Genomic DNA, 24,833 nt, shown 5'->3' on the forward strand with positions numbered 1-24,833 from the left:
AATCGTCCCTGTAGGATTTTCTGTCCCTTCCGTGCGTTGGGTAGAATCAAGAACTTCGCGACAAGGAACATGACTGTTCCGGCGAATAAGAAGACTCCGACGACAAGTCCGATCATCAATTTCCAAGGGAATTCTGGGCTTACAATTTCATGCATGGCTAATGGCGTGATTAATGGGTTCCGTAGGCTGCTACCTGCGGGGCCTTACTTTTACCACTCTGTAATACGTTAGGACAAGACAAACCACTCAACCGAAGGAACCGAAATGACCACCGAGACAAGAAACCTAATTCTGAGATTACGCCGTAATGCGGCTTCAGCTCTCCGCGAGTTTCGCGCATGTGAACGAACAAACGATAGGGATTTAGACTATAGGGAAGGCATCCACTTCGGATCGTACTCCGGCTTTAGGACTGCGGCAGCCATGCTCGGGGACTCCAAGATTCAATCGATACCTCTATGGCGGTCGCTTCGCTGCCGCAAGTTCAAGTCCAAGGGAAAGGCCGTGGCATGAGCATTCTACATAAATTCTTTACCCGCACGGGGCGCTGCTCTGTGTTCTCTCATAAGCCAGAAGCTGCCGTTAGTGGCGTTCCACTGTCAAAGATTTATCGCTTCAGCGTCTACGGCCCCATGAAGCCAGATGCGGGTGATCCTGATGGGAGACACTTCTGTGAAGTCAATTTAGATACAAGCGCGGCGGGGGACGGAATTGTTCTTGCCCGGTTGCATGATCCGTCAGACGCAGAAGTGATTGAATGCCTCTTGAATACAGGGCTTGAGGTTTCTCGCGGGTTTGTCGTCCCACAGTTCGACGATTCGGATTACAGGGAAATTAAGGAGGAGCCCGAGTCATGAATATTGAACCCAAATATTCCTGCGAGGCTGAATACCAGAAACGTCTGGACGACGCGGTAGCAGAGTTGAGTTTTGCTGTCGAGCACGAGGAAATTTGCGTACGAGAGTTCATGGGCGTCTGTGCATTTTGGGGCGTACTCCCCAGCGCGGTATTTCGTGAAATTGAGGCCAAAGAAGCGAAAGCAGATGGGGGTGAGTCATGAGCACGTGCAATGCCCTATCGGCTTTGGAAGCTGTCCGTGAGCAGGTTAACAGGGTTCACTGTGGCCTATCGCATTCCTTCGGTTGCATGGGTGAATGTGCTCTAGAGGCTATGCGGGATGAACTCCTTGTGTTCATTGAAACTCAAATTTTGCTGTATCCGGCAGACCCTTCTAGCGGGCTGGCATCGGTTCGTCGGTCCGCAAGTGGTAACGGGGGTGAGGCATGAACTCTGCTCATACGTGTCTCACCCCTCAATCGCTGCTCGCGGTGTTGCCTCGCCGCAAGTCGCCGGTCCGCTTCCGTCGTGATACCTTGGCCTATCGCCTCCGTCTTGCTCGTTGGCGTCTTGTGACACTCACACTCAATAGAGGCCACCAGCCGAAGGCGGGTCTCCCGCCATCACTGACTGAACAAGCTTTAGCTTGTTCCCCTGCTCTATCTACTGTTTTTCCTTTTGAGCCTGATTTATCAGGCTCCCCACTCCTCCCGCCATCCACCCACTTGCAAGGCTGTACTCAGCCTTGCCCGCTAGAACACTTTGGGACGGCGAAGCGGACCAAAGGGGGGCGAGCGTGAGCAAGCCCCATCAAAGTCCCCTACTCCATCCTTCGCAACGGTCTAATCCGGTCGCATGTGTCGAAGCTAAGCAGGAGAAGGAAGCGCGTCGGGCACGGCTCACGGCATGGCGCTATCCTCCCGAATGTGAGCCCCAATATGATGATCCTTTCTGCACAAATGAGATTCGACAATCCGCTATCCGTCAGCAATTGGAAGACTTCGAATCTGACTCTGATACTCGTGAGGTTATCCTTACACGCTATGAGCCTGCGAACTGGTGGACCTCTTACGGTGCGAAAAAGAAGCTCAAAGAAATCGAGAAGAAGGGCATCCCTAATCTAACCGATTCTCGTTTTATTACCCTCACCTTTGACCGGGAGCGCTATCCCGATCCTGATCGCGCTTTTGAAATCGGCAGGGAGCATATTCGCAAATTCATGATGCTCCTTCGCAAGTATCTTGGTGTTACTGAAGACGAATGCCCCCACGCGACAAAGCTGGAAGTGCATGAAGACGGTTGGCCGCATTTTCATATCCCATTCCTTTACCGCAAAAAGTTCTCCTACGAGACTATGCGCTTCATTCATGAGGCATGGGGCAAAGGCCGTACTAACGTCCGTCGCATCAAAGGTGCCACTCTCGAATATGCGCTTAAGTATGTTACTAAATTTGTGGACCTCCCCGAATGGATTCTAAACCGCGTGAGAATCCGCGTATGGCAGCCCTCGCCGCATTTTTATACCAATTGCGCCCCCATTTCTAGGCGTCCTCCCGCCGGAAAACATAAAACGCGTAAGGAAGAAAAATCCCCTACGATTGGAGAGAGAATAGTGAACTGGGGGCGCTCAATTTCTGTTCGCTACACTGACGGTAAGCACTCCCGGCGATACCGGGTTTATAGCAACACTGGCTTCACTGATCTTCTGGTACGCGAATCCGTTGAAATGCTTTCGGGCAATGAGCATGTCAAAATCCGCTCTGCCCATGAACTAGTAACTACACAAGAAAGACTAAACCAATGCCTAACGAATCAAAGCCTACAAATGAACTGACTGCACCTCTGGCCGTAGGGTCAGCCTTTATTGAAGGGATTGTTCTCCAAACAGAGACAATCAAGGGTATCACTCGCAAGGAAAAGGGCGAACGCCCTTATCATTTGCAAAAGACAACGCTCCTGTGTCACGGCAAGCCTGTTGTCATGACAGAGTCTCGTCGGGGTGACGATGGCCCTTTGCCTCCGATTCCGGTCCAAGGCTCTGTACGTCGTTTTTCGATTACTCCTAGCATGCAGGACAATGGAATTCTCTGCCTCAACGGTGCTCTCGAATCGAAAATCTGACGCGCCCGAGTGCTGTACAGGCCGCTTGCGGCCTGTGCGGCACGGGCGCGGCCCCTTTCCTTGTTAAAGGGGCATGTTAACTGTGGATAACTGCCCCTGTATTTAGAAATCAATACACTTTCGGCCATGTGGCCGGGAAACGAAAACAAAACCATCAAACTACTGAAACAATGCATAAAATCAAAAATATCCTGAGTGTTAACGGCATGAAGCGCGCCTACCTTATCGGTGGGGGTACTGTTTGCATGACTGCTGCTGCACATGCTGAATCTGCCGATCCCCTTGGCGATCTTCAGAACGGTATCGACGGCGCCACCGGCATCGGTATCACCGTCGCCGGTGTGGCGGTCACGGTGTTCCTGATCAAGATGGCTATGAAGTTCGCTCGCAAGGGCTCTTAATCGTCAATCGTCTGGCCGGAGGGGTATTCCCTCTCCGGCTTTTATTTCTTCTACTGTGAAACCTTATATCCTCCGCTTGTTTTTCTGCTTCTGCGCTTTCTTCTTTTTGAGTCTCAGCGTAGAGGCCAGCACTGGGCTAATGGTTGCTCCGGCACTGGCGGTCAACTTCGTAACAGAGGCAATTCTATGTTATCTTTCAGGAGCTATTTTACCGGTTGTTTGGTATTTCTTCTGGGTGCTCTGAGCCTGTCCGCTCAGACTATCACCGTTAATGTTGACGCATACGGTTACTATGGTGGCCGCCCTAGTACCGTCGAACACTTCCAAGGTGATGACTGGCAAAGAGGGGCATTTACCTTTACTGACGGGGAAACCAAAACATGGCACACGACCTCTAGCTATTATATGCTTCGGGTTGACAATGTTGTACTTACCCATACCGACGCAGCGGTCGATGTGACTGTCACACAGTACGAGCACGACACGTCCTTAGCGACTACTGCAGGTACTTGGTCGTTCAATATTTTCTTTAGCGGTAACGGAACAAATCCCGGTGATGTTTACATGTACATTACCGCTAATTATTCTGGCGAAACTACTGACCCCGATCCTGATCCTGATCCCGATCCAGACCCGTCTTATCCTGATGGCTTTGCTGAAGTCCATACCGGGCAGTCACAGCAAATTCATAATGGCACAGACGAGACTCAAACTTATGTTTATACTATCGTCTATGAGGACGGGACCAGCGAAACGAGACAGGTAGAGCTTGGTCCGGGTGAGTCTTTTACTGTAGGTGCGCAGGATAAGGATCGTGCGTTTAAGATTTACATTTACCAATTAGATGAGGGTGATCCTGATCTTGTTTATGATGGAAACTCTACACTTGTGCAGGTCGTAGATAGTGAAGAAAATGACGTGCCATGGCTTGACGATGATATATCGCTCAAGAAAACGGATTCTAACGGTGATGTGACAATTGTGCATGACAACGATATTGAGTCTGAAGATAGAACAACGGTCGTTGATACCCTCACGCTGGACGAAAATCAGGAAGCAAGACACAAAGAAGCCCTTAAACAGCAAGACAGTCTCTGGAACTCCCAGAAACAGGAGCACGATCAAACACAGGCTAAGCTCGACATATCCAATTCAGAGCTATCAAACATTGACGGTACTTTAGGTGAAATTAGCCAGTCTCAGCAGGAAACGCGTGATGCTCTTTATGGTACTGAGGAAGACGGTTCTGAAAGTAGTCTGTGGGATAAGGTCAAGAAGTTGGTTAGTTTCTTCTTCCCTGACGACGGGGATACCAATGACTATGATTCAATGTCAGACGATCTTGTCTCTGACGGCGAAAGCTATGGTGATGGCTTGGCCGAAGGTTGGGACAATTTGAGCCCGGGCTCTGTTGGTGGGTCTGGTAGTGCTGATGGAGACTTTCAAGTCGATATTGCTGGGTTTGGCATTATCGACTTCAACCCTATGACGGCCTTGCCTCCGTCGCTTGTGACGGCCGCGACTATTGTCCGTGAGGTCATTCTCTGGCTTATCGTTGTTTGGTTCATCGTTGACGGTATCAAGATTGTGAGAGGTGAAGTCCCAAACTGGTTCAAGGTAATTCCTGCACCTCCTGTCACTGGTCCTGAGAATGTTGTCCCTCTAGCTCCACAAATCAAAACTTGGACTGTTGGCGCTGCTGTTATGGCCATCTTCGTTGTCTTGGCTGGCGCGTTGATCGGGTATTTAGACAGTCGTGTAGGCACTTTGTCTGACGGCAGTATGGATATTATGTCAGCCGTTACGGCTAATGTTCAATTCACCGGCCCATTAGGGCTGGCTTATGATTTCATGGATATGTTTTTGCCTCTGGCCGCTATCTTTAAGACTGCAACGGTTCAAGTCGGCATGCTGGCTATCGCCTTCGTTTCTGGTCTTACCGGTAATGCCATCGGTCGCACTGTAAACTTTTAATGTATTGAAATATGGATACAGAAACCTCATTGACGGCGGCGCAGTCTCTACAGTGGTTTTTCTACGGTATGGCCACCGTAATCCCCTTTCTCGTGATCAAGATTGCTAAGCGGTTATCCTCTCAAACGGTAAGCGAGATTTCCAATGATTAGTTTCATACTAGGGAAGCCGGGCGGGGGAAAAACGCTTTTCAGCGTGCAGAAGGCCGTTGAAATGCTGGTGCAAACAAGTTGCGTTATCATTACGAATGTAGAGTTTAAGCTGGGTGAGCTTAATGCCTACATTCAGCGCAAATATCCTGACGCAAACGTGGATATACATGAGCGGATAAAGATTCTTGATCGTGAGGAGGTTCCTGAGTTCTTCCGACACCGATCAGGCGGTCTAGTCTTGCCTGAGCCACCAGACAAGGACGCATCAGGAAAAAAGCTACCGATTAAGGAGTTCAATCGGCAAATGGACGTTTATTTTACGCCGATGAATGAAAAGCCGGAATACCGGCAACCGGTCTTTTACATTATCGACGAAACGCACGACTTTTTCAACGCTCGGGATTGGGCATCTACGGGGCGATACGTCCTGTTTTACATGAGTAAACATCGTCACTTGGGAGACGAGATTTTCCTTATTACTCAACATCTGGACCAGTGTGAAAAACAGCTTCGTAATCTGGGGGAACAGTTTCACAATATCCGCAATTTTTATCATCGTTCTTGGGGTCTGGTTAAAAGCCGTGGCCGATTCAAGCGGGATAGCTTTTATCAGCCTCCACTTGGTAACGCTAAGGCTTATGAATCGAGCAGTTTCCAATTGGATGCTGCTGGGGTAGCTAAGTGTTACCGTACTCGTGGCGCTCTTGGTGTTGTTGGCACTACAGAGCAGCGGAAACCGGTCAGCAATAAGGGTAAACTGCCTTGGTGGTCTACGTGGGTAGGCCTCGGGGCTGCAGGGATCGCTATTGCTATTGGCTTCTGGCAAGCTCCAAAGCTTCTCGGGAATTACTTCGCGGATATGAGCGGCTCTGTGGCTGATAAGATTGTTCCCGGCGCATCAGGTAAACAATTGGGTCAAATGCCTGCTACGGGCAGTGTTGATGCGTCTGATGGCAATGCCGTGGCAACTGTAGAGCCTACAGACGAAACCGACCGTTTACCGCCCTACTCGCGTGAAGCAACTCCGCGCTTTTACCGCAAGTTCAATGTGATTGAATTTCGCGATAAGAAGACAGTTACCGTTGTCCTGGACAATGGCACGATTGTCACCAGCAACGATCCTTTCTTTGAAGGGTATACTTCCCAGCGAACCGTCAGGATTGGTGGCATCATCTTTTATCCTCCCGAAAATAAAAGACGTGTTCGCACAATAGAAGATACGAGTGACGGCGTTTCCTCTGAGCCAGATATGGGCGGTTTGCAGTTGGTTAATCAACCTTCTGATACTTCGAAAAAGACGGCCTCCGTCAACGTGCGTAGGCCGTCTGAGTCGCTTTCAACGTCTGAAAAATTGAAGGCCGCTCGGGAATCTCTGTCAGATAAATTTAAGAAGACTCGGAATGATCATCAGTCTAATTGGGACTAAATATGAATGATATCGGCAAACTGGTGGCGTGTTTGTCGATGGTTGTGGATCATTGGACCCGGCAGCATATTCGTTATGGCTGGGGTGTCGTTTTGGGCCGCTTGGCATTCCCTCTCTTTGCTTACTTCGTCGCCTGCGGGGTCTCTAGAACGCGAAACGCGCGGTTGTATGTCGTGAGACTCTTAGTCCTCGGTCTAGTCACAGAGCCAATCTCACGCTTCGTATACGGGATGCATAGCCTGAATGTCTGCTTTACACTGGCGGCGGGTGCTGCGCTTTTGGCTGTGGAATCTCGGAAGCTCAATCTCCCTTGGCTTCTGTTGTCTCCTTGTGCGCTGTTCTCGGACTATGGCGCTTCAGGCGTTCTTGTCGTCTGGCTATTGGGGCACTCGCGTATATCACTTGCGATACTTGTTCTTATTGTCTCAACCGGCATGCATCCTTACTTGGTTATCGGTTATGCCTTCGCTGCTTCTTTTATTGCAACCATTCGTACCTTCCCCTCCGGTCCACGTCTTTTGCCGTGGTGGGTCTTTTACTCTGTGTACCCGGTACAGTTTTTGTTTGTCACACTGATATAGGCATTGGCCATGCAAATGGAATTTGAGTTTGTTCAACGGCCTCCGGTCGTGTCCATCGTGCATCGTAGAATTAAGGCCGGTGAGGTCATTAAAGTGTCCTCCTGTGATCCATCTGTGAGAGCTTTCTACTCCACTAGGTATCGTAAGGAAGCTATGCGTTGTGCTCGATATCTTGCCACTCAGATCAAAACGGGTATTGTATTCGTGTGGATCGGCAAGGATTGGGGCGTTAGGACTCCGCTACCAGCCTTCACAAGATAAGTATGTCTTATCGGAAGTCATTCAGGGATTCAAAAACGATTTGACCCTGAAGCTCATTCCCTGCTCACGCTGGGGGTAAAAGACTAAATATTATGTCTAAATTATTGCTAGGCATTTGAGAGGTAGTAAAAACTGGCAGATCCCCTGCTTCTTAAGCTTTGACGGAGGTGCGTCGTCCTCCCTAGCTTAACGATCATACTATGTCCGACCCACTTTTCCCTTGGTTGACCTCTCGACATGCGGGCGTGCTGCTGCACCCCACTTCACTGCCTGGAGATTTGGGCATCGGCAAGCTGGGGCGTGAAGCTCGCCGGCTGATTGATTTTCTCTCGGCGGCCGGGATGCGCTACTGGCAACTGTGCCCGATGGGCCCGACTGGCTTTGGCGACTCGCCCTATCAATGTTTTTCGGCGTTTGCCGGTAATCCCTACCTGATTGATCTGTATCCGCTGGTCGGCTTCGGACTGCTCAAGGACGACGAGCTGAAGCCGCTACGACGCCTTCCGGCTAATCACGTCGACTACGGGGAGCTTTACCAGCGGTTTTGGCCGATCCTCGACCTCGCCTGCGAGCGTTTCGATGGTGCCGCCGATGGACTTCCCGGCTACGGCAGTTATGTCGAATTCTGCAAGCGCGAGGAGGAATGGCTGAGCCCCTATGCAGCGTTCACGGCCTGCAAGGCGCACTTTGGTGGCAAACCTTGGTCCGAATGGCCCAAGAAGGTTCGCAGCTACGCCGCCTTCCAAAAGAGCGACCTCCCCGGCAAGCTCAAGGCACAGATCGAGGCTGTTCGCTTCACGCAGTACCTGTTCTTCAGTCAGTGGGGCGAGCTCCGGAGCTATGCGGCGGACAAAGGCGTGGAAATCATCGGGGATATCCCGATTTTTGTCGCCTTTGACAGTGCGGATGTCTGGTCGCGCCCCGAGCTGTTTCAGCTCGATGCCAGTGGCCAGCCGACGGCTGTGGCGGGTGTGCCGCCCGACTATTTCTCCCCGCTGGGACAGCTGTGGGGAAATCCCCTCTTCAACTGGGATGCGCTCAAGGCCGAGGGTTACGCCTGGTGGCTCAAGCGCCTGGAGGCAAACTTCGCGCTCTACGACGTCGTGCGGCTGGACCATTTCCGTGGCTTCGAAACCTACTGGGCGATCCCTGCCGGCGCCAAAGACGCGCGCGGCGGAGAATGGAAACCCGGCCCTGCACTGGACTTCTTCAAAGCGGTGCAAAAAGCCATGCCCGAGGCGAAGCTCATCGCCGAGGATTTGGGCGAAATCACACCCGCTGTGCGCGAGATGCATAAGGCGACCGGCCTACCCGGCATGGCGATCCTGCAGTTCGCGTTCGGGTCCGGCTCTGATAATCTTTACCTCCCGCATAACCTGGACCGCAACAGCGCGATTTATCCCGGTGTCCACGACAACGACACCACGCTGGGCTGGTACCGCTCGGTGGATGGGCGGACGCAGGACCACTTCCGCCGGTACTTCGGCGTGGACGGCTCCGTGCCGCAGTGGGACTGCATCCGTGCGGCCTATCGCTCGGTGTCACGGCTGGCGATCATCCCGCTCCAGGATTTATTTAACCTCGGCAGCGAGGCGCGCCTGAACCGCCCCGGCGAAGCCATCGGTAACTGGCAGTGGCGCTACGGCTCCACCCAGCTCGATGCACTCTGGCGCGAGAGCGCGGCCTACCTGCGCAGCCTGGGTGATCTCTTCGGACGCCTGCCGGAGGAATCAGAGGAGGAATAGCGTAAATCTGCTTCGCCCTACTCGCTCGCAGACAGAAAGCCCTGCGTGAGCTTAAGCGTCTGCTCGGGCTCGTCTTCCAATAAGTAGTGCCCGGCGCTGTCGAGACGGTGGACCTGCGCCTGCGGGAAGCGCTGCTCCCACTCGACGAGGAAGTCTTTATTGAAGCAGAAATCCTTCATGCCCCAGATGATCTGCATCGGGTGCTCCGCCAGTGCCGGCAGGTGCTCCTCGATGTCCACCAGCGTGGGATAGCTGGGATGGACGGGGCTCATCGGAATGTCCTGCACGAAGCGCGCCACGGCCACTCGGTCGTGCCAGTTGCGGTGCGGGTGCAGGTAGCCGTTTTTGACGGCCTCGGGCAGTTTTTTCTCCACGGCCATGCAGGTCGCGCTCCCGGCAAAACCATTCAACGCGCGTACGAAAAACTCTCCGATCAGCGGAGCCCGGCAAAGCCCGATCTGCCAGGGCATACGAGCAGACCGGAATGCCGCCGTATTCATAACCTGAATACGGCCAAGGCGGCCGAGGTGTTGCAGGGCGGCTCCTATGCCGATCGCACCACCCCAGTCGTGGACGACGAGGTGAAACTTTTTCAGATCGAGCGTGCGGATCATCGTATCCAGATGCTCGATACGATTCGCCAGACGATAGCTGAAATCCTGAGGCTTATCCGAGAGGCCCATGCCGAGGTGGTCGATGGCTACGCAGCGAAACTTGTCCCGCAGGCCGAGGATGAGATTACGGTAAAAGAAGGACCAGGAGGGATTGCCGTGAACAAATAAAACGGCCTGCTCCCCTGCCCCCTCATCCACGTAGTGGACGCGTCCGGCGGGCGTTTCGAGCCAGTGAGACTCAAAGGGGTACAGCGTGCGCCAGTCAGAGCTTGTCGTCATTGGGAGGCGGTTTGGTTTAGCACTCGAGGGCGAGCATGAGACAGCACAGACCGCTGCCGATACCGAGCAGCGCAACCTTGTCCCCGGCTGCGATCGCACCGGTTTCGAGGCCCTTGGAGAGTGTCAGCGGGCACGAGACGGACCCGGCGTTACCGAGCGTCTCAAAGGTGCTGTAGTCCTTCTGCGGAGCGATACCGAGCCCCTCCAGCAGTTTGACCTGATGCTGGCGGCCGACCTGGTGGCAGACGATGCGCGAGGGCGATTGCTCATCCCAGCCAGAGGTTGCCTTAAACTGTGTCCATGTGCGCTGCGCGAGCGCGACTCCGGCCTCCAGCAGTGCAACTGCGTCGGTCTGCATCTCCAGCCCACCTGCGCCAGCGGCATCGCCCTCACAGAGGCGGTTGGCCTCGGAGTCTGTCTGGGCCACGGCGGAGTGCAGGAGCGGCGAGCCCGCGGGTGCTAGGTCCTTACGGGTGAGCACGGCGGCCACACCACCAGCGCCGATGGTGAGATTGGCGAAAAAGGGTTTCACCTGCTTACGGGTCAGGGCCGGGTCGAGCAGCTGGGCCAGTGTGCGCTCGAGGAGGGGCTTGCCGTTTTCGCCGGAGACGAGCAGCGCGCGCTCGATCTGGCCGGACTCGATCATCCCGGCGGCCATAACGAGGGCGTTCATGAAGCCGAGGCAGGCGTTGGAAAGATCGAATAGCTGGGTCGTCGCGGGCAGGCCGAGTGCACCGTGGACATAAGAGGCCGTGGATGGCTCGAGCCGGTCACGGCAGACGCCACAGTGTATCAAAAGGTCAATACGCCCACGCTCTTCGGCGGGAAGTTTGGCGAGCGCCTTTTCACCCGCCTGGGCGGAGATAAAGGAGGGCTTCGTATCCACGGGCCAGAAACGGCGCTCTCGGATACCGGTCATCAGCTCAAGGCGTCCGGCGGGCAGTTTTACACGCTCGTAGAGGGGGCGCAGATGCTCCTCGATGTCCGCAGAGGTGACAACCTCGGGGGGCTCGACATGGGCGAGCGCTGCGATGGCGACGTTTGTAAAGCGCATGGCTTAAACCTTGGGCCGCATGGCGGCGTCGATGACTTCACGGTCGAAGTAGTTCATGTCCATCCCGGCGTTGACGACGAGCGACTGGCCGTTGATGCCGCTGGAGCACGGGCTCAGCAGAAAGGCTGCGGTGTTGGCAACCTCCTGCGTGGTGACGGCCTTTTTGCGCAGGGTCAGTTTTTCTGCGAAAAGGTAATTCTCCAGATAGCCGGGGATGCCGGCAGAGGCACTGGTCTTGAGCGGGCCGGGATTTACGGTGTTAAAGCGCACCTCGGTGTCCGCGCTGAAGGACTTCGCCAGGAAGCGCGTGGCGGAGTCGAGGGCCGCCTTGATCGGCGAGAGGTAACCGTAGTTCTCGGCCGTGACCTGCGAGGAGATGCCGATGGCAACCACGGAGGCCGCCGGGTCGAGATAAGGCTTAAAGGCACGAGCCAGCTCGACGAGCGAGAAACAGCTGATGGTCGTGGCCTGCAGGAAGTCCTCGCGGCGGGTGCCGTGAAAGGGCTGCGGCCCGGCGCTGAAGTTGGCGAAAGCGATCGAGTGCACGAGCCCGTGGAAGGGGCCATGCTCGGGACCAGCGGCCTCGGCGAGGGCGTTGATCTGCGCCTCGTCCTCGACGTCGCAGACGTAGACCGGGCGACCGTCCAGCAGCTTGGCGGTAGACTCACGGCGCTCCTCGGAGCGCACGCTGTAGACGACCTTGGCACCCTCCCCTTCGAGGATTTTTGCGATATGCCAGGCGACGCTCTTACGGTTGGCGACGCCGGTGATCAGGAAGGTCTTACCTGTGAGATCGAGAAAGCTCATGCCTCAGCCTTGATCATGGCCAGGACGAATTCAAGCGTAACGGCGGTCTTGCCGTCTTCGCGCTTGATCACGGCCTTGAGAAAGTGGAAGTCGGCCATCGTCTTCGTATAGCTGACGTCGATGATGAAGGCCTCGCCGGGGCGCACCATGTTCTTGAACTTCGCCTCCATGATGCGCGAGAGGATCGGCGTACGATTAGCCATGTCCACGCCTGCGCCCTCCATGCGCTTGACCAGATAGATGGCAGCAGTCTGAAAGGCGGATTCGCACAGCAGCACGCCGGGCATGAGCGGGTTACCGGGGTAATGCCCCTCGAAGTAAAACTCGTCCGCGCGCAGGGTGCGGCGGGCTGTGATGCCGTCTTCACGCAGCTCGTCGACCTCGTCCACGAAGAGGAACGGGGGGCGGTGCGGAATGGTTTTTACGAGATCATTCATAGGAAAGTATAGGGTAAGAGTATCAGCCTTGGGCAACGGTTTCGCCGCGCTTGGCGGCGCAGAGGAAGGAGTCGGCCTTGCTGGCGACGATAACGCCATAGTTGATCGTACCGAGCCAGCCAGACATGATGATGCCGACAGAACCGGCGTGGTAAAGACCGGAAACCTGCTCGGGCAGCTCCATGGAAACTTTCAGGCCCTCAAACTTCGTCCCGAAGGAAGTGCCGCCGAAGTGGCGCGTGTAGCTGTGCACGGTGCGGGGGGTGGCCGCCTCCTGCCAGTCCACCTTTTGCCGGATGTCGGGGATAAACTTCTCCAGTCCGTCCAGAGCCTGTGTGATGATACGCTCCTTGGCGGCCGAGTATTCGGTGTCAGAAAGCTTTTCCCAGTCCTTCCAGCGGGCATTCAGCGAGGCCACGATGGCGTAGCGGTCCACCGGGTTCTGCGGGCGGGTCTCCGGATAATAGACGGAAAAGGTACGGCTGGAGGTGTTGAAGTCCGTCAACTCGTCGCTGGAGAACTCCGGGGCCTCCGAGGTAAAGACGAGGTCGCCGATATTCGGGATCGACTCTCCCTCGCGGATGCCGAGGTAGACCTGGCACGAGCTGGTGTTGACGCGGACCTTTTCGGTCTCCTCTACAAACTCAGGCTTGAAGCTCTCCTTACCGGCGAGCTGGAGGACGGTGTTCTTGATATTGGAGTTCGAGACGACAGCCTTACAGGCGATGTCACGCGGCTCCATGCCGCGGGCACAGGCGCGAACGCCAACCACCCGGCGCTGGCCCGTGGCGGGGTCGTCCTCGGTGTAAACATGCTCGACGAGGGCGTTTTTATAGATCTCAACGCCGTTTTTCTCCAGCTCATCGGTCATCCGGGAGATGAGCTGATCGGTGCCCCCCTGGTAGATGTAGACGCCCTTGCTCATGAAGTTCGAGAAGACGATGCCGTAGGTGATGGCAGGGTCGTCCCAGGTGGAGCCGTTGGCGTAGGCGATGGGCTCCATGAGCAGGCGGTGCACGTCGTTACGGCCGGGGAAGAACTCTTCGAACATCTCCTTCGTCGTGCGGGTGTCCCGGTCGTAGTAGTTCATCTGCCGCAGGTGCTCGAAGAAGGCCTCGACCCGCTCGCGGGGCACCTTGAAGGTCTCCTGCAGGATGCGCGTGAAGTCCTCCCGCGTGAAGGTCGTGTCGATGTTGAACTGCGGGTTGATGAAGCGGATGGACTTGATCTGCTTGATCGAGTCGGCGATTTCCTTTGTCCAGTAGCGGCGGCAGGACTTGATCATGCCGACCGGGAAGCCGTGCAGGGAAATGTCGAAGATGTGGCGGCGCGGGCGCTTAAACCACGTGGCGAGACCGCCAAACTGATAGTGGTGCTCGAGGACAAGCACCTTGTGCCCCATCTTCGCAAGGATGTTCGCGCTGGTCAGGCCGCCCAATCCGCTGCCGATCACCACCGCATCGTAGGAGCCTTTGACACCTTCTAGCCAGTCTTTCGCCATAAGTAAAAAGGCAGAACGTAAGCCCCTTTGACTTATGGGCAAGGGCAAAGCGACACTCAAAAACCGCGCACGCTGTCCGGGGCCTTCTCCTGAGCCTCCTGGTCGGACTCGGCGTTGGCGACCTGCCGGGTCTCCAGCATGACCGCATCCAGCTGCGGGCTGAACAAGATCAGCGTGCCGCCCTTCTTGTTCGCAAGGACTTGCTTGTCGGCGCGTTGGAAATTGTAGCCGATCACGCTGGGGGCGGCGTTCTTGGCGTCAACACGCTCCCAGTTGGAGTCGCCTTTGTTTAAAACGAGGATACTCTCCATCTCGTAGCGGCTCATCGGGGCGCCCGCCCTCCGGTAGGCCTCAAAGACGGAACGCCCGTTATAGTAAATGACGTGCACGGTCCAGCCGTCGGGAAAGGGGTTTCGACCGGGCGTCTCCAGATCACTGGTGGCGGCAGCCTCGGCCTCTGCAGGCTTGAAGTATATCACCTGCTCGACCCCTTCGGGCAGCAGGGCGTAGATGTGCTTATACGGGATCGAGCGGTCCGCGAGCATCACCTCCTGGTTGCGGGCAGGGACTTTGACTGCGGTACGGTTTTTCAGCATGCGGCCCTCCAGCTCGCTCTGGGTCTCCCCAATACGAGCGGTGGCAGCAGATGCGGCTGCAAGCGTGAACAGGATAAAGACTTGGACGGGGCGCTTAAACTTCAGCATTTGCGGTGGGGTTATGACACGGAGTTTATCCCCGTAGAGGGGCACCGCAAATCTAATCATTCAGCCAATAGGGCGGCTGCGGAACATGGTCTAGAAACCTTCGAGACTGACCGAAGCCATGCCCTGTGCCTCCACATCCTGCGTCGCCGAGGCCTCCTCCTTGACATCAAAAACCGCCAAGTCGAAGTCCGTATCGAAAACCAGCATGTAGCTGCCCTTGGTCAAGGCGCGTACCTCGCCATCCTCACGCACCATATTATAGCCAAAGGCGCTCGGTTCGGCGTCTTTCGAGCTGACGCGCTTCCATTCCGATTCGTCCTGGTTGATTTTCAGGATACCCTTTTCCTCGTAGCGGCTCATCTTTTCACCGCAGCGGCGATAGGACTCAAAGACGGAGACATTGTCCACGTAGACCACATGCATGATCCATCCGGGAGGCAGCAGGGAGTCTGCACGGCGGCGAGTCTTGTCATTACCAGCGGCAGCTATCCCCTCCTCCAGGTCGGAGGTGGTGGCCTGGCCATCCTCGGCGAGCTTATAGTAAACCTCCTGCACAGATCCTTCCGGAAAATACAGTATCTCGGTCCGGTACGGGACAGAGTCGAGCCCCAGAAGGATATCGGCACTGCGGGAGGGCAGCTTCACGGCATTACGCCCGGAGAGCATGCGACCCTCCAGTTCGCTTCTTTTTTCGCCAATTCGCGCGGTGAGAGTTGTGGCGGCTAAAGCAGCCGCGGTGAGGATCAGGCTAAAACGCTTTAAGTTCGACATTTAGGGTATCTTTACAAAATAGAGTTATCTCGCTTGGCGAAATCCGCAAAGAAAAATCTTATGCCATCCCTTTTTTACAATGATTTTGATAATGAACGTCATGGCGCAAACCATGGTGGTTCAGACGCCGACGAACGCACAGCCTTTCAGCTCGACCGCGACCGGGTCATCTTCTCCTACGCCTTTCGCCGCCTGCAGTCCAAGACCCAGGTTTTCCAGTCCGGGGAGTACGACTTTTACCGTACCCGGCTGACGCACTCCCTCGAAGTCGCCCGCATCGCCCGCTCCATCGGTGAGCACCTGAACCGCGAACACCCGGAGGTCGACCTGGATGGGGACCTGCTGGAAGCTGTGGGGCTTTCGCACGATCTGGGGCACCCGCCCTTCGGGCACATTGGCGAGCGTAAGCTCAATGAACTGATGGCGTCATGGGGCGGTTTTGAAGGCAATGCGCAGACTGCCCGCATCCTGACCGAGATATTCTGGCAGCGTAAAGATGGTCCACGCGGCATGCAGCCGAGTCGCGCCTTTCTGGACGGTGTCCTCAAGTACAAGGCCCTCTGGCTGGACTGCTGGACCCATCAAACACCGACCACCGACGCCACCCCGCCGGACAACCATTTCCTCTACGATGACCAGGCGGTGCTGCGCGACTTCGTCGCGGGTGGCGAGTGGCCATCCTCCTCAACAGAGCCGTACCTGGCCAATGCCGCCAAAAGCCTCGAATGCCAGGTCATGGACTGGGCCGACGACACGGCCTACTCTCTCCACGACATCGTAGACAGCGTCAAGGCCGGCTACCTGACCCGGGCCTCTGTCGAGCGCTGGGCTGAGGATCAAGGGGAGGAAACGGCACGATCGCCCGTACTGCTCTCCCTGCTGGACCAGCTCGAAAAAGACCACCTAGAGGCAATCTTCGCGCGCAAGCTGGGCGAATTCGTCCGCTCGTCCACGCTTGAGCCCTTTGAGGGGGTACTGGCCGCACAAACGGCACGCTACCGCTGGCGCCTCTGTGTGCCGCAGGAAATCCAGGATGAATGCGCCCTGTACAAACGGATCGCGTTCAACCTGGTCTTTCGCTCCCCTCGCATCCAGCAGGTCGAGTTCAAAAGCGGATTCCTGATTGAGCGGCTCTTTAACGCCTTCTTTGACTGCCACCTCAAGCCCGGAGGCAAGGGCTTGAAGCTCCTGCCGGAGCCTGCCCTGAGCTGGGTGGAGCGCGAGACAGAAATCCCCGCGCGGGCGCGGTTACTGTGCGATTACCTGACGCAGCTCACTGACCACGAGGCGATCCGCCTCTACCGGCACCTCTTCGACCCGGAGTTCGGCTCCATCACAGACCTGCTCTAGGTCTGTGCACGCTTAAGCGCCAAGCTTACTTATCCGCTTCGACCTTCGCCTGATGGAAGGCCATGAAGTTATCGTAATTGGTCCCCATGTAGGAACGCAGCAGGCGTGCATCGGCCTGCGTGAGGTCAACCACGATGAGCCCGTCCACACAGTGCCCGAAGTCGGTATCCACGTTAAAGGAGAGCAGGTTACCGTTCATCTTCAGGTAATGGCGCAACAGAACCGGGATGCCCTTATGGTCGGTTTCAATCTCCGAGATGAGGGCCGAAATATCGTCGATGTCCTTAACCGCTTCGAGGAAGGCCTGCTTTTCGGTGCCGCGGATCTGCGCCCCGCCGCGCGGAGGATTCTTCGCTTTCACAAACTGGGCCAGTGACGGATCCAGCCTGTTTTTACGCAAGAACTTAACCATCAAGTCCTTGGAGATTGCATTGTACTCCTGACTGATGCTGACGGGGCCGAAAAGCGTCTTATACTGCGGATGGCGGCAGACGAACTGCCCGATGCCCCGCCAGATGAGCGAGAGCGAGGCGTGTTTCTTCTGGTACTCAGAGACGATGAACGAGCGTCCCATCTCCAGTGCCGGATCGAGTTTTTCGAGGAAGTCGGACTTAAACTTAAACAGCGTGGAGGTGTACAGGCCGGATTTGCCGTGGGTGAGCAGAATCTCGTCGGTGAGGCCAACGCGATAGGCGCCCACGATTTTGCGGGCCTTCACATCCCACATAAACAGGTGCCGATAGTACAGATCGAAGCGGTCTGTATCCGAGGGCTCACCAGTTCCCTCGCCTACCTCCCGGAAGGTCTTCTCGCGGAGACGTCCCAACTCATCGAGGAGGTTCGGGATCTGCGAGGCAAAGGCGTAGTAAACCTGAAAAACACCGTGCTCGACCAGTAACTGCTCGGACGGGATAGAGGATATCTCCTTTTCGAGGGTCTCAGGCGGCACAGCGGTCGCCAGCGGCTTCTCAGCCCCCGCCTTGCGCTGGACGCGTGGGAAATTAAACTTGCGGCGCGGCGTGTCGTCCATCGCCCGTTTGGCCAGGATATAGGTGTTCAGGCGCAGGTACTGGACGAGCTCTTCGTTAGTGCTGAACTCGGCCAGCTTGCGGTACGGGATCGGGTTACCGACTCGCAGGCGCAGCGTGCTGCCCATCATGCGAATCATCTCGCGCGGCAGCATAAGCGTACGCAGGCGAGGATGCACGAGGCCACCCATGTGAAAGAGCATACCGTTCCCGCCCTCAAAGTAACATGGCACCACGGTCGCCTGAGACTTGTGGATCAGGCGAGCCGTATTCGGCGACCAGGTCGGGTCCGTGATCTGCCGCTGTCTCCAGCGATAGTGGGAAACCGTACCAGAGGGGAAGGTGCCGATACAACCGCCATTACAGAGATGGCGGATCGTTTCCTTCATGGCTTTAAAATTGAAACGTGCCGAGTCGGGGCGGTCGAAGGGGTCCACAGCAATCAGCCAGGGCTTGATCTCCTTCATAACCTCAAGCAGGTAATTGGCCAGCAGCTTGGCATCCTCGCGGACGGAGGTCAGCAGCGCCCCGAGCACAACACCATCGAGGCCGCCATAGGGATGATTACTGACAACCAGCAGGGGCCCTTCTCGCGGGATACGCTCAAGGTCGCGGTCGGAGATTTCGTAGGAAATGTCCATCGCCCGCATGGCCCGCTGGAAGAAATTCGGGGTCGTCGGGTCGTCAACGACACGCAGGTAAGCCTCATCGAGTTCATTGAGCTTGAAAAGGCGTTCGAATGCGGGGCCGGCCGCCTTGTAAGCGACACCCATAGCTCCGCCAGACATACTGTGGCGGATAAGAGCTAGTGGCGTTTCAATACCTTCTCGGGGCATACGTGGGTAGACTAGCGCATTTGCTTCTGAAATAACAAGCGGTAAGTCACACTCTGAGACGGCGTCAGCCGAGACGTGAGAAAAGGTCTAGCGGAAACTCGCGCCGCAGGTGGTACCAGGTATGGGCAAGTCCTCCTGGCTGCTCCTCGGCCCGGTCCAGAAACTTGCTCAGGTACCCCTCTATGCGTGAACGCCTGAAAGGTGCCTCGTCATCGCCTCTCTTTTCTGCCGGATGGAAAGCCTTCTGGAAGTGGCTGAGGGGCTCTTGCAGGTGGTTTTCACGGTCGAGTGCGCCGAGTAATTCCTCAATGTCATGCAGGACATGGCGGGCATCATTTACCTGTGGAATATTTCCATAATCAGCATTGCCGTAGAGGAGAAAATTTACACTGACCCCAAACAATGCTGCGAGACGCTCATGGGTGTCACTGGATGATGGGACGCGTCCATTCTTCCAGGTACCGACTGTAGAGACGGCATTATCCGTATGACTGGCAATATCTTTCAGGGTGAGATCGTGGTAGCTCATCAGGAGCCGGAAGCGCATACTGAACTGCTGCGCGTCAATAGATGGAGAGGAGGCCTGTTGTGACATGGTTGTAGATTATTTCTATCACAAAGTAGAATAATTCCACTTTTTTCATTTACATCCTGTTTCATTTGAGTATCGTCTTCTATCACTCCAAGACAATCTAAAACTTAATAATATCATAATATAACACCACAAACCGCCAACCACCTCACAGGGCATTTTATCCCTGCGCGAATATCATACCGCATGCCATGAACCGCACTGCCGCGAACCGCCTCGTCGACTACATCCTCAACAAACTTGAAACCGAACCCGTGGCCAGCCGCGCCGATCTTTATGAAGACCTTGCCGATTTTCTGCCTAGCGAGGCGATGGCTTGCCAACTACGCGAGCAGGCTCAAACCCTGCGGGATGTGGAAAAACGAGCCCATGCCATCAAGCTGGCCATGCGCTTTTCCTCAACCACGGCCCCGGCCAAGCTTTCATGACTTTTACCGCGATCTCGACCATGAAAGCGAATCATCACTTTGCCTTCCTCCTTCCCCAAAACCAGGAGTGGTTTTCCCCCAAGGAAGTCGCCGCCATCATCGGTAAATCCGACCAGTATGTGCGCGACGCCTTTGACAATCAGCGCATCCTCGGGCATGCCTCCAACGCCCGCTCAACTCAGGTACGGCGCAAGACCTACCAGATCCACCGGGACGGCCTGCTTCTGTTTCTGATGGAAACCGCCAACTACGAGCCGTCCGACTTTCTTCAGCGGCTGACCGGCCTGCTCCGCCACCGCACGCGACCTGAACTGGAAAAACTCCAGGGCGAACTGGGCCGCCTGATCGCGAGGCAATTTTAGACTTTGACCGAGGCGCGCGCACCGTCATTGTTGCGGCATGGGTAACAGCTTCGGCAAGTTCTTCCGTATCAGCACCTGGGGCGAAAGCCACGGGGGTGGCATCGGCGTCGTCATCGACGGCTGCCCGGCCAATATGCCCCTGAGCGCGCAGGAGGATATCCAGCCCGCGCTTGATCGCCGTCGCCCCGGCCAGAGCGACATCACCACGCCCCGTAAGGAGACCGACACCGCCACCATCGTTTCAGGTGTCTACGAGGGCCGCACCCTGGGCACCCCTATTGCCGTCACGGTCCCCAACTCTGATCACCGCCCCGAGGCCTACTCTGAGATGAAGGAGAAGTTCCGCCCCTCGCATGCGGACTTCACCTATCAGAGCAAATACGGCATCCGCAACCACGAGGGCGGTGGCCGATCCTCCGCCCGTGAAACCATCGGCCGTGTGGCCGCTGGAGCCATCGCGCAAAAGGCCCTTCTTTCCGCCGCCGGAGACATCGAAGTCCGCGCCTACGTCGAGCGTATCCACTCCATCGGACTGGACGACTTCGATAGCGGAGAAGCCCCCTCCTACCCCTTTCCGAGCCTCGAAGAGGTCGAGGCCAGCGCCGTGCGCTGCCCGGACCCCGTCATGGCTGAGCAGATGATTGCCCGCATCAAAGAGGCCCGCTCAGTGGGCGACTCGGTGGGGGGCGTTATCGTCTGCCGCGTGCGCGGGCTGCCGGTTGGCCTGGGGGAACCCGTTTTTGACCGTCTGGAGGCCGAGCTGGCCAAGGCCATGCTCTCGCTCCCGGCCACCAAGGCCTTCGAGATCGGAAGCGGCTTCGCAGGCACCCTCATGAAGGGCTCTGAGCACAACGATATCTTTGAAAACCGCGAGGGACGCGTTCGCACCCGTACGAACCGCTCCGGCGGGACCCAGGGGGGCATCAGCAATGGCGAGGAGCTGTATTTCCGGATCGGATTCAAGCCCACCGCAACCATTCTCCAGCCCCAGCAAACGGTCGATCATTCCGGCTCGGAGACCGAGCTTATCGGCCGGGGCAGACACGACCCCTGCGTCGTCCCGCGTGCCGTCCCCATCGTCGAGGCCATGACCTGGCTCGTGCTGACAGACCTGTGGATGGCTCAGAGCGCCCGCCAGGCAGGGCAAGCCCCGCACGCGTGATGCCCCGCGCATCATGCCGGAGGGAACTCATGTTCCCCTCGGCTGCTCTAAATTCATAAACTCAACCTTTCCCCTGTTATGACCGAAGCCTATTTGATCCTCGGCACCCCCGGCTCGGGACGTCGCGAAATCGTTTACGACCTGATCGACGGCGGGTTGCCGAGCGACCAGCCAGTCAACGTCATCCTCACCGAGAGCGAAGCAGATTCTCCCTTTGACGAGCAGCTCGCCGCCCTCCCCCAGGTCGAGTTGATCGACCGCGACGCCAACGACATCGCCCCCAAGCCCGATGACGGAGCCGTCGTCTTTTATATATCGGATGGATCGGCAGACTTCCGGGACGAGATCGAGTACTTCAAGCGCTGGGTGGATGCCATCGGAGCCAAGATGCATCGGGTGATCGTGGTCGTCGACTGTGCGCTGGCTGAGCGCTCCCCCGCTCTGGCGCCGTGGTATGAGGCGCAGATACACTTCGCCGACTGCGTGCTCCTCAATCGCCGAGAGGGCGTGGAAAATCGCTGGATCCGGGAGTTTGAGCAGTTTTTCCACAAGAAGCACTTCCCCTGTGTCTTTGAGATGGTGAAAAAAGGGCACGTGGCCAACCCGCCCCAGCTGCTCCATCCCGAGCCCCGGCGGCTCAGCCACCTCTTTGATAATCTCGATGCGATCGATGAGCTGGAGCTGGACGAGGAAGAGCTCCCGGACGAGATCATCGACCTGAACCAGAAGGGCGACCCCTATCTGGTGCGCCTGCCTTCCGGGCACCGTGAAATCGCCCTGCCCGACATCCGGGAATACCTTTGAGAGCCCCGCGCACGTTTCTTTTACAAAAAAGAAAAAACTGTGCGCAAAGTCGCTTGACAGTCAGCCCCGCGCGCGCTTTTCTCTCACCCTTCCCCGGCTGCTCAGGTGGTGGAATTGGCAGACACGCTGTCTTCAGGCGGCAGTGCCGCAAGGTGTGAGGGTTCGAATCCCTCCCTGAGCACCATTTTACTTTTGCCCGCATCGATGCGGGCTTTTTTTGTGCCTAGGATTGGGGTGCGTGGCTCGGGGCTGAGGTGGGTGCGCCAAGGCAGTTCCTAACGTGTCGGAATTGTAACACGCCGATCCTTGATCCCGTGCGCTTCAAAAGCATCGTGGCATCTGTATTGCTCTGCACAGGTACTCCTGCAATCGGGACCGGCCCAGGCTTTTCTCTCACAACCAACACCGCCGGGCCACTGGCGGCGAAACCAAAGCAAGATCGTGACTCAGACCACCCTCCCCCCTGATATTCGGCAACTCCTCGGCGACGGCAACGAAGAGGCACTGCGCGACCTGTGCCATAGCGAGCACCCGGCCTCCATGGCCGAGCTCATGGCTGACCTGTCGCCTACAGAGGTCTGGCAAGTCGTGCACCTGGTTGAGCCGGAGACTCAGGCAGAGATCGTCTGCCAGCTTCCCGGAGACCTGCAGGCTTCGCTTGTGGCCAGTCTGGGCCGGGCCGATGCCGCCAAGCTGCTCACAGCGATGACGCCTGACGACCGGGCCGATATTTTTCGCCAGCTCGATGATGCCCAGTGCGAGGCGATCTTTCCCGCCTTGGCGAAGGCGGCCCGTGAGGACATCCGCCGCCTGACGGCCTACCCCGAGGGCACCGCGGGCTCGATCATGAGCTCCGACTATGTCTCGTTGGGTCGGAACATGTCGGCCGCTGAAGCGCTTGAACAGATTCGCCTGGAGGCGCCCGACAAGGAAATCGTCTACTACGCCTATGTGCTGGACGAAAACCGGCACCTGCTCGGCTCGGTTTCCCTGAAGGACCTGATCGTGGCCAAGCCGGAAGCCAAGGTCAGCGACCTGATGCGCACGGAGGTCATCAGCACTCACGCCGACGAGGATCAGGAGACTGCCGCCCGCATGATCCAGAAATACGACCTCATCGCCCTGCCGGTGGTCAACGGCGAGGGCGGGCTCGTGGGCCTGATCTCACATGATGATGCCATCGACGTCATCACGCAGGAGCAGCAGGAAGACCTGGAAAAGCTCATGGCTATCAGTGGCTCTCACGAAGCAGGGACCTACCTGAAAACACCTTCGCTGCGGCACTTCCAGAATCGTGCCTACTGGATCGTGGGGCTGGCCGCCCTCGGGCTTGTTTCCGGGTTCATTATCCACAGCTTCGAGGAGTCTCTGGAGGCGCTGATCATCCTCGCCCTCTACATGCCAATGGTCGCCGATACCGGCGGTAACACCGGCAGCCAGTCGGCCACGGTGGTGGTACGCGCGCTGGCTCTGGGCGAGATCAAGCCCGGTGACGCGCTAAAGGTACTCTTTAAGGAGCTGAAAGTCTCCGTCCTGCTGGCGCTGGTGCTCGCAGTCCTGTCCTTTGGCAAGGTGCTGTGGCTCTCGCATGGCACGGAGATCCCGCAGGGGTTCACACTGGATATGATCGGGCTCGCTATCGCTCTGGCCCTCGGGTTGCAGGTAATCACTGCCACCCTGATCGGTGCCGTGCTGCCCCTCATCGCCTCCAAGCTCAAACTCGACCCGGCGGTCGTGGCGAGCCCTGCTCTGACCACGATTGTGGACATCACCGGCCTGCTCATCTACTTCTCGACCGCCAGAATGCTGCTGCACATCTAGTCGCTGTCGGCGGGTACGGGCTACGTAGGCCCGCAAAACCCCTTAAAACAGTCCACCCTGGCTGGCGGCTTCTCGTTTACTGGCGGAGGCCTGACTGTGAGTGATGAGCCACTCGATGCTCATGTTCTCAAAGCCCTCCTGCTCGCCCAGTCGCTCCAGCAACAGCGCCGAGGCCAGCGCATCGTAGAGGGCGCAGTGGTACTTGCCGCGCCGCTGCGGGCAGTGGCGGTCGCCTTCGGCATTGAGGCGGTCCTGTAGCTCAAAGGTCGCAACCAGTTCGGACAGGCCGTAGCCACCGAGGTCCGGGTACACCTGCGCGTAGAGTTGGCGGGTGTCGATCCAGGGGCCCCAGTCGGCGATTTCAGCGCCCTCATGCAGGAAGTCCGGGGAAGCTGGCGGGTAAGCCCACTGAGCCTTGAGAAAGCCATTCTCGACCATGGCGTGGTGGGCGGCGAGCGGCCCCTTTGCGCGCATGCCAGTGAAGCGCTCCCACTCGGCCGCGAACGGCTCAAAGAGCCGCGCCTCATCCTCGACGATCCCATGCTGGGCCCGCTCCTGCGGGGTGATCTCGCCACGCGGGCGGCACAGACGCGTCGCACAGCTGGCGATATCACCGTCCCAGAGCGTAACGACACCGAACTCGACCACACCGCTGCTGCGGCTGCCTTCAAAGTCCACCACATGGATGGGGCAATCTTTCCAATGCATCAATCTGCGGTCAGTTTACAGGCATTGGGCCGGATAAAACAAGTTTTGCTTTAAATATCGCCCGAAGTTTCCAGAGC

The 24,833-nt window shown here is 56.9% G+C and carries 25 protein-coding genes and 1 tRNA gene; 16 read left to right on the plus strand and 10 right to left on the minus strand.

Features of this window, described 5'->3' with window-relative positions; genetic code table 11:
- The first annotated feature begins 458 nt into the window (after positions 1 to 458).
- From K0V07_RS12775 to malQ, 9 genes are all read left to right on the plus strand, one after another.
- Complete coding sequence (locus K0V07_RS12775) at positions 459 to 857, plus strand: hypothetical protein (protein WP_220621777.1); 399 nt, start codon at positions 459 to 461, stop codon at positions 855 to 857.
- The gene (locus K0V07_RS12780) at positions 854 to 1,060 is read left to right on the plus strand and encodes a hypothetical protein (protein ID WP_220621778.1); all 207 of its coding nucleotides are present in this window, start codon (positions 854 to 856) and stop codon (positions 1,058 to 1,060) included. The genes K0V07_RS12775 and K0V07_RS12780 overlap by 4 nt, the downstream gene beginning before the upstream one ends.
- Before the next feature lie 573 nt (positions 1,061 to 1,633).
- The gene (locus K0V07_RS12785; protein ID WP_220621779.1) at positions 1,634 to 2,671 is read left to right on the plus strand and encodes a hypothetical protein; all 1,038 of its coding nucleotides are present in this window, start codon (positions 1,634 to 1,636) and stop codon (positions 2,669 to 2,671) included.
- Positions 2,638 to 2,958, plus strand: a complete 321-nt coding sequence (locus K0V07_RS12790) for a hypothetical protein (protein ID WP_220621780.1) — start codon at positions 2,638 to 2,640, stop codon at positions 2,956 to 2,958. Before K0V07_RS12785 ends, K0V07_RS12790 begins: the two co-directional genes overlap by 34 nt.
- 170 nt (positions 2,959 to 3,128) lie before the next feature.
- Complete coding sequence (locus K0V07_RS12795; protein WP_220621781.1) at positions 3,129 to 3,359, plus strand: hypothetical protein; 231 nt, start codon at positions 3,129 to 3,131, stop codon at positions 3,357 to 3,359.
- Positions 3,360 to 3,545: 186 nt separating this feature from the next.
- Entirely contained in the window at positions 3,546 to 5,333 is a 1,788-nt protein-coding gene (locus K0V07_RS12800) for a hypothetical protein (protein ID WP_220621782.1), read from the plus strand.
- A 144-nt stretch (positions 5,334 to 5,477) separates the two neighbouring features.
- Entirely contained in the window at positions 5,478 to 6,911 is a 1,434-nt protein-coding gene (locus K0V07_RS12805) for a zonular occludens toxin domain-containing protein (RefSeq protein WP_220621783.1), read from the plus strand.
- Positions 6,912 to 6,913: 2 nt separating this feature from the next.
- Positions 6,914 to 7,492: a TraX family protein gene (locus tag K0V07_RS12810; RefSeq protein ID WP_220621784.1), complete on the plus strand. Its 579-nt coding sequence runs from the start codon at positions 6,914 to 6,916 to the stop codon at positions 7,490 to 7,492.
- A gap of 461 nt (positions 7,493 to 7,953) precedes the next feature.
- Positions 7,954 to 9,498, plus strand: coding sequence for a 4-alpha-glucanotransferase (gene malQ / locus K0V07_RS12815; protein ID WP_220621785.1), 1,545 nt, complete (start codon positions 7,954 to 7,956; stop codon positions 9,496 to 9,498).
- Positions 9,499 to 9,515: 17 nt separating this feature from the next.
- On the opposite strand, the gene K0V07_RS12820 is transcribed toward malQ, so the two are convergent.
- The 7 genes from K0V07_RS12820 to K0V07_RS12850 all read right to left on the minus strand — a co-directional run bounded on the left by K0V07_RS12820 (position 9,516) and on the right by K0V07_RS12850 (position 15,665).
- Positions 9,516 to 10,391 carry an alpha/beta fold hydrolase gene (locus K0V07_RS12820; protein ID WP_220621786.1) on the minus strand — a complete coding sequence of 292 codons (876 nt, stop codon included), beginning with the start codon at positions 10,389 to 10,391 and terminating at the stop codon, positions 9,516 to 9,518.
- A gap of 16 nt (positions 10,392 to 10,407) precedes the next feature.
- The gene (locus K0V07_RS12825; protein ID WP_220621787.1) at positions 10,408 to 11,445 is read right to left on the minus strand and encodes a 3-oxoacyl-ACP synthase III; all 1,038 of its coding nucleotides are present in this window, start codon (positions 11,443 to 11,445) and stop codon (positions 10,408 to 10,410) included.
- Between the two features lie 3 nt (positions 11,446 to 11,448).
- Complete coding sequence (locus K0V07_RS12830) at positions 11,449 to 12,252, minus strand: SDR family oxidoreductase (protein WP_220621788.1); 804 nt, start codon at positions 12,250 to 12,252, stop codon at positions 11,449 to 11,451.
- Complete coding sequence (locus K0V07_RS12835; protein ID WP_220621789.1) at positions 12,249 to 12,689, minus strand: 3-hydroxyacyl-ACP dehydratase FabZ family protein; 441 nt, start codon at positions 12,687 to 12,689, stop codon at positions 12,249 to 12,251. Before K0V07_RS12835 ends, K0V07_RS12830 begins: the two co-directional genes overlap by 4 nt.
- Before the next feature lie 22 nt (positions 12,690 to 12,711).
- The gene (locus tag K0V07_RS12840; protein ID WP_220621790.1) at positions 12,712 to 14,190 is read right to left on the minus strand and encodes an NAD(P)/FAD-dependent oxidoreductase; all 1,479 of its coding nucleotides are present in this window, start codon (positions 14,188 to 14,190) and stop codon (positions 12,712 to 12,714) included.
- A 56-nt stretch (positions 14,191 to 14,246) separates the two neighbouring features.
- Entirely contained in the window at positions 14,247 to 14,894 is a 648-nt protein-coding gene (locus K0V07_RS12845; protein WP_220621791.1) for a hypothetical protein, read from the minus strand.
- Positions 14,895 to 14,984: 90 nt separating this feature from the next.
- The gene (locus K0V07_RS12850) at positions 14,985 to 15,665 is read right to left on the minus strand and encodes a hypothetical protein (protein ID WP_220621792.1); all 681 of its coding nucleotides are present in this window, start codon (positions 15,663 to 15,665) and stop codon (positions 14,985 to 14,987) included.
- Between the two features lie 60 nt (positions 15,666 to 15,725).
- Here K0V07_RS12850 and dgt point away from each other — a divergent pair, with 60 nt between their 5' ends.
- Positions 15,726 to 17,015 (plus strand): dGTP triphosphohydrolase, encoded by a 1,290-nt coding sequence (dgt, locus tag K0V07_RS12855; protein WP_220621793.1) that lies wholly within the window; start codon positions 15,726 to 15,728, stop codon positions 17,013 to 17,015.
- A gap of 25 nt (positions 17,016 to 17,040) precedes the next feature.
- Here dgt and K0V07_RS12860 read toward each other — a convergent pair whose 3' ends face one another.
- Both K0V07_RS12860 and K0V07_RS12865 read right to left on the minus strand, forming a co-directional pair.
- Positions 17,041 to 18,831 carry a lysophospholipid acyltransferase family protein gene (locus K0V07_RS12860; protein WP_220621794.1) on the minus strand — a complete coding sequence of 597 codons (1,791 nt, stop codon included), beginning with the start codon at positions 18,829 to 18,831 and terminating at the stop codon, positions 17,041 to 17,043.
- Between the two features lie 112 nt (positions 18,832 to 18,943).
- On the minus strand, positions 18,944 to 19,474 hold the full coding sequence (locus K0V07_RS12865) for a helix-turn-helix transcriptional regulator (RefSeq protein WP_220621795.1): 531 nt from the start codon (positions 19,472 to 19,474) through the stop codon (positions 18,944 to 18,946).
- Between the two features lie 188 nt (positions 19,475 to 19,662).
- Between K0V07_RS12865 and K0V07_RS12870 the strand changes: the two genes are divergently transcribed.
- From K0V07_RS12870 to mgtE, 6 genes are all read left to right on the plus strand, one after another.
- A complete protein-coding gene (locus K0V07_RS12870) occupies positions 19,663 to 19,899 on the plus strand; it encodes a hypothetical protein (RefSeq protein ID WP_220621796.1) in 237 nt (78 codons plus the stop codon).
- 20 nt (positions 19,900 to 19,919) lie between these two features.
- Positions 19,920 to 20,261 (plus strand): hypothetical protein, encoded by a 342-nt coding sequence (locus K0V07_RS12875; RefSeq protein WP_220621797.1) that lies wholly within the window; start codon positions 19,920 to 19,922, stop codon positions 20,259 to 20,261.
- A 37-nt stretch (positions 20,262 to 20,298) separates the two neighbouring features.
- Positions 20,299 to 21,423, plus strand: a complete 1,125-nt coding sequence (gene aroC, locus K0V07_RS12880) for a chorismate synthase (protein WP_220621798.1) — start codon at positions 20,299 to 20,301, stop codon at positions 21,421 to 21,423.
- Between the two features lie 78 nt (positions 21,424 to 21,501).
- The gene (locus K0V07_RS12885) at positions 21,502 to 22,227 is read left to right on the plus strand and encodes a hypothetical protein (RefSeq protein ID WP_220621799.1); all 726 of its coding nucleotides are present in this window, start codon (positions 21,502 to 21,504) and stop codon (positions 22,225 to 22,227) included.
- 99 nt (positions 22,228 to 22,326) lie between these two features.
- Positions 22,327 to 22,411 (plus strand) — tRNA-Leu (locus K0V07_RS12890).
- Between the two features lie 257 nt (positions 22,412 to 22,668).
- Positions 22,669 to 24,048: a magnesium transporter gene (gene mgtE, locus K0V07_RS12895; RefSeq protein WP_220621800.1), complete on the plus strand. Its 1,380-nt coding sequence runs from the start codon at positions 22,669 to 22,671 to the stop codon at positions 24,046 to 24,048.
- Between the two features lie 42 nt (positions 24,049 to 24,090).
- Here mgtE and K0V07_RS12900 read toward each other — a convergent pair whose 3' ends face one another.
- The gene (locus tag K0V07_RS12900) at positions 24,091 to 24,756 is read right to left on the minus strand and encodes a 3'-5' exonuclease (protein WP_220621801.1); all 666 of its coding nucleotides are present in this window, start codon (positions 24,754 to 24,756) and stop codon (positions 24,091 to 24,093) included.
- Positions 24,757 to 24,833: the final 77 nt, after the last annotated feature.

Source organism: Ruficoccus sp. ZRK36, assembly GCF_019603315.1.
Taxonomy (GTDB): domain Bacteria; phylum Verrucomicrobiota; class Verrucomicrobiia; order Opitutales; family Cerasicoccaceae; genus Ruficoccus.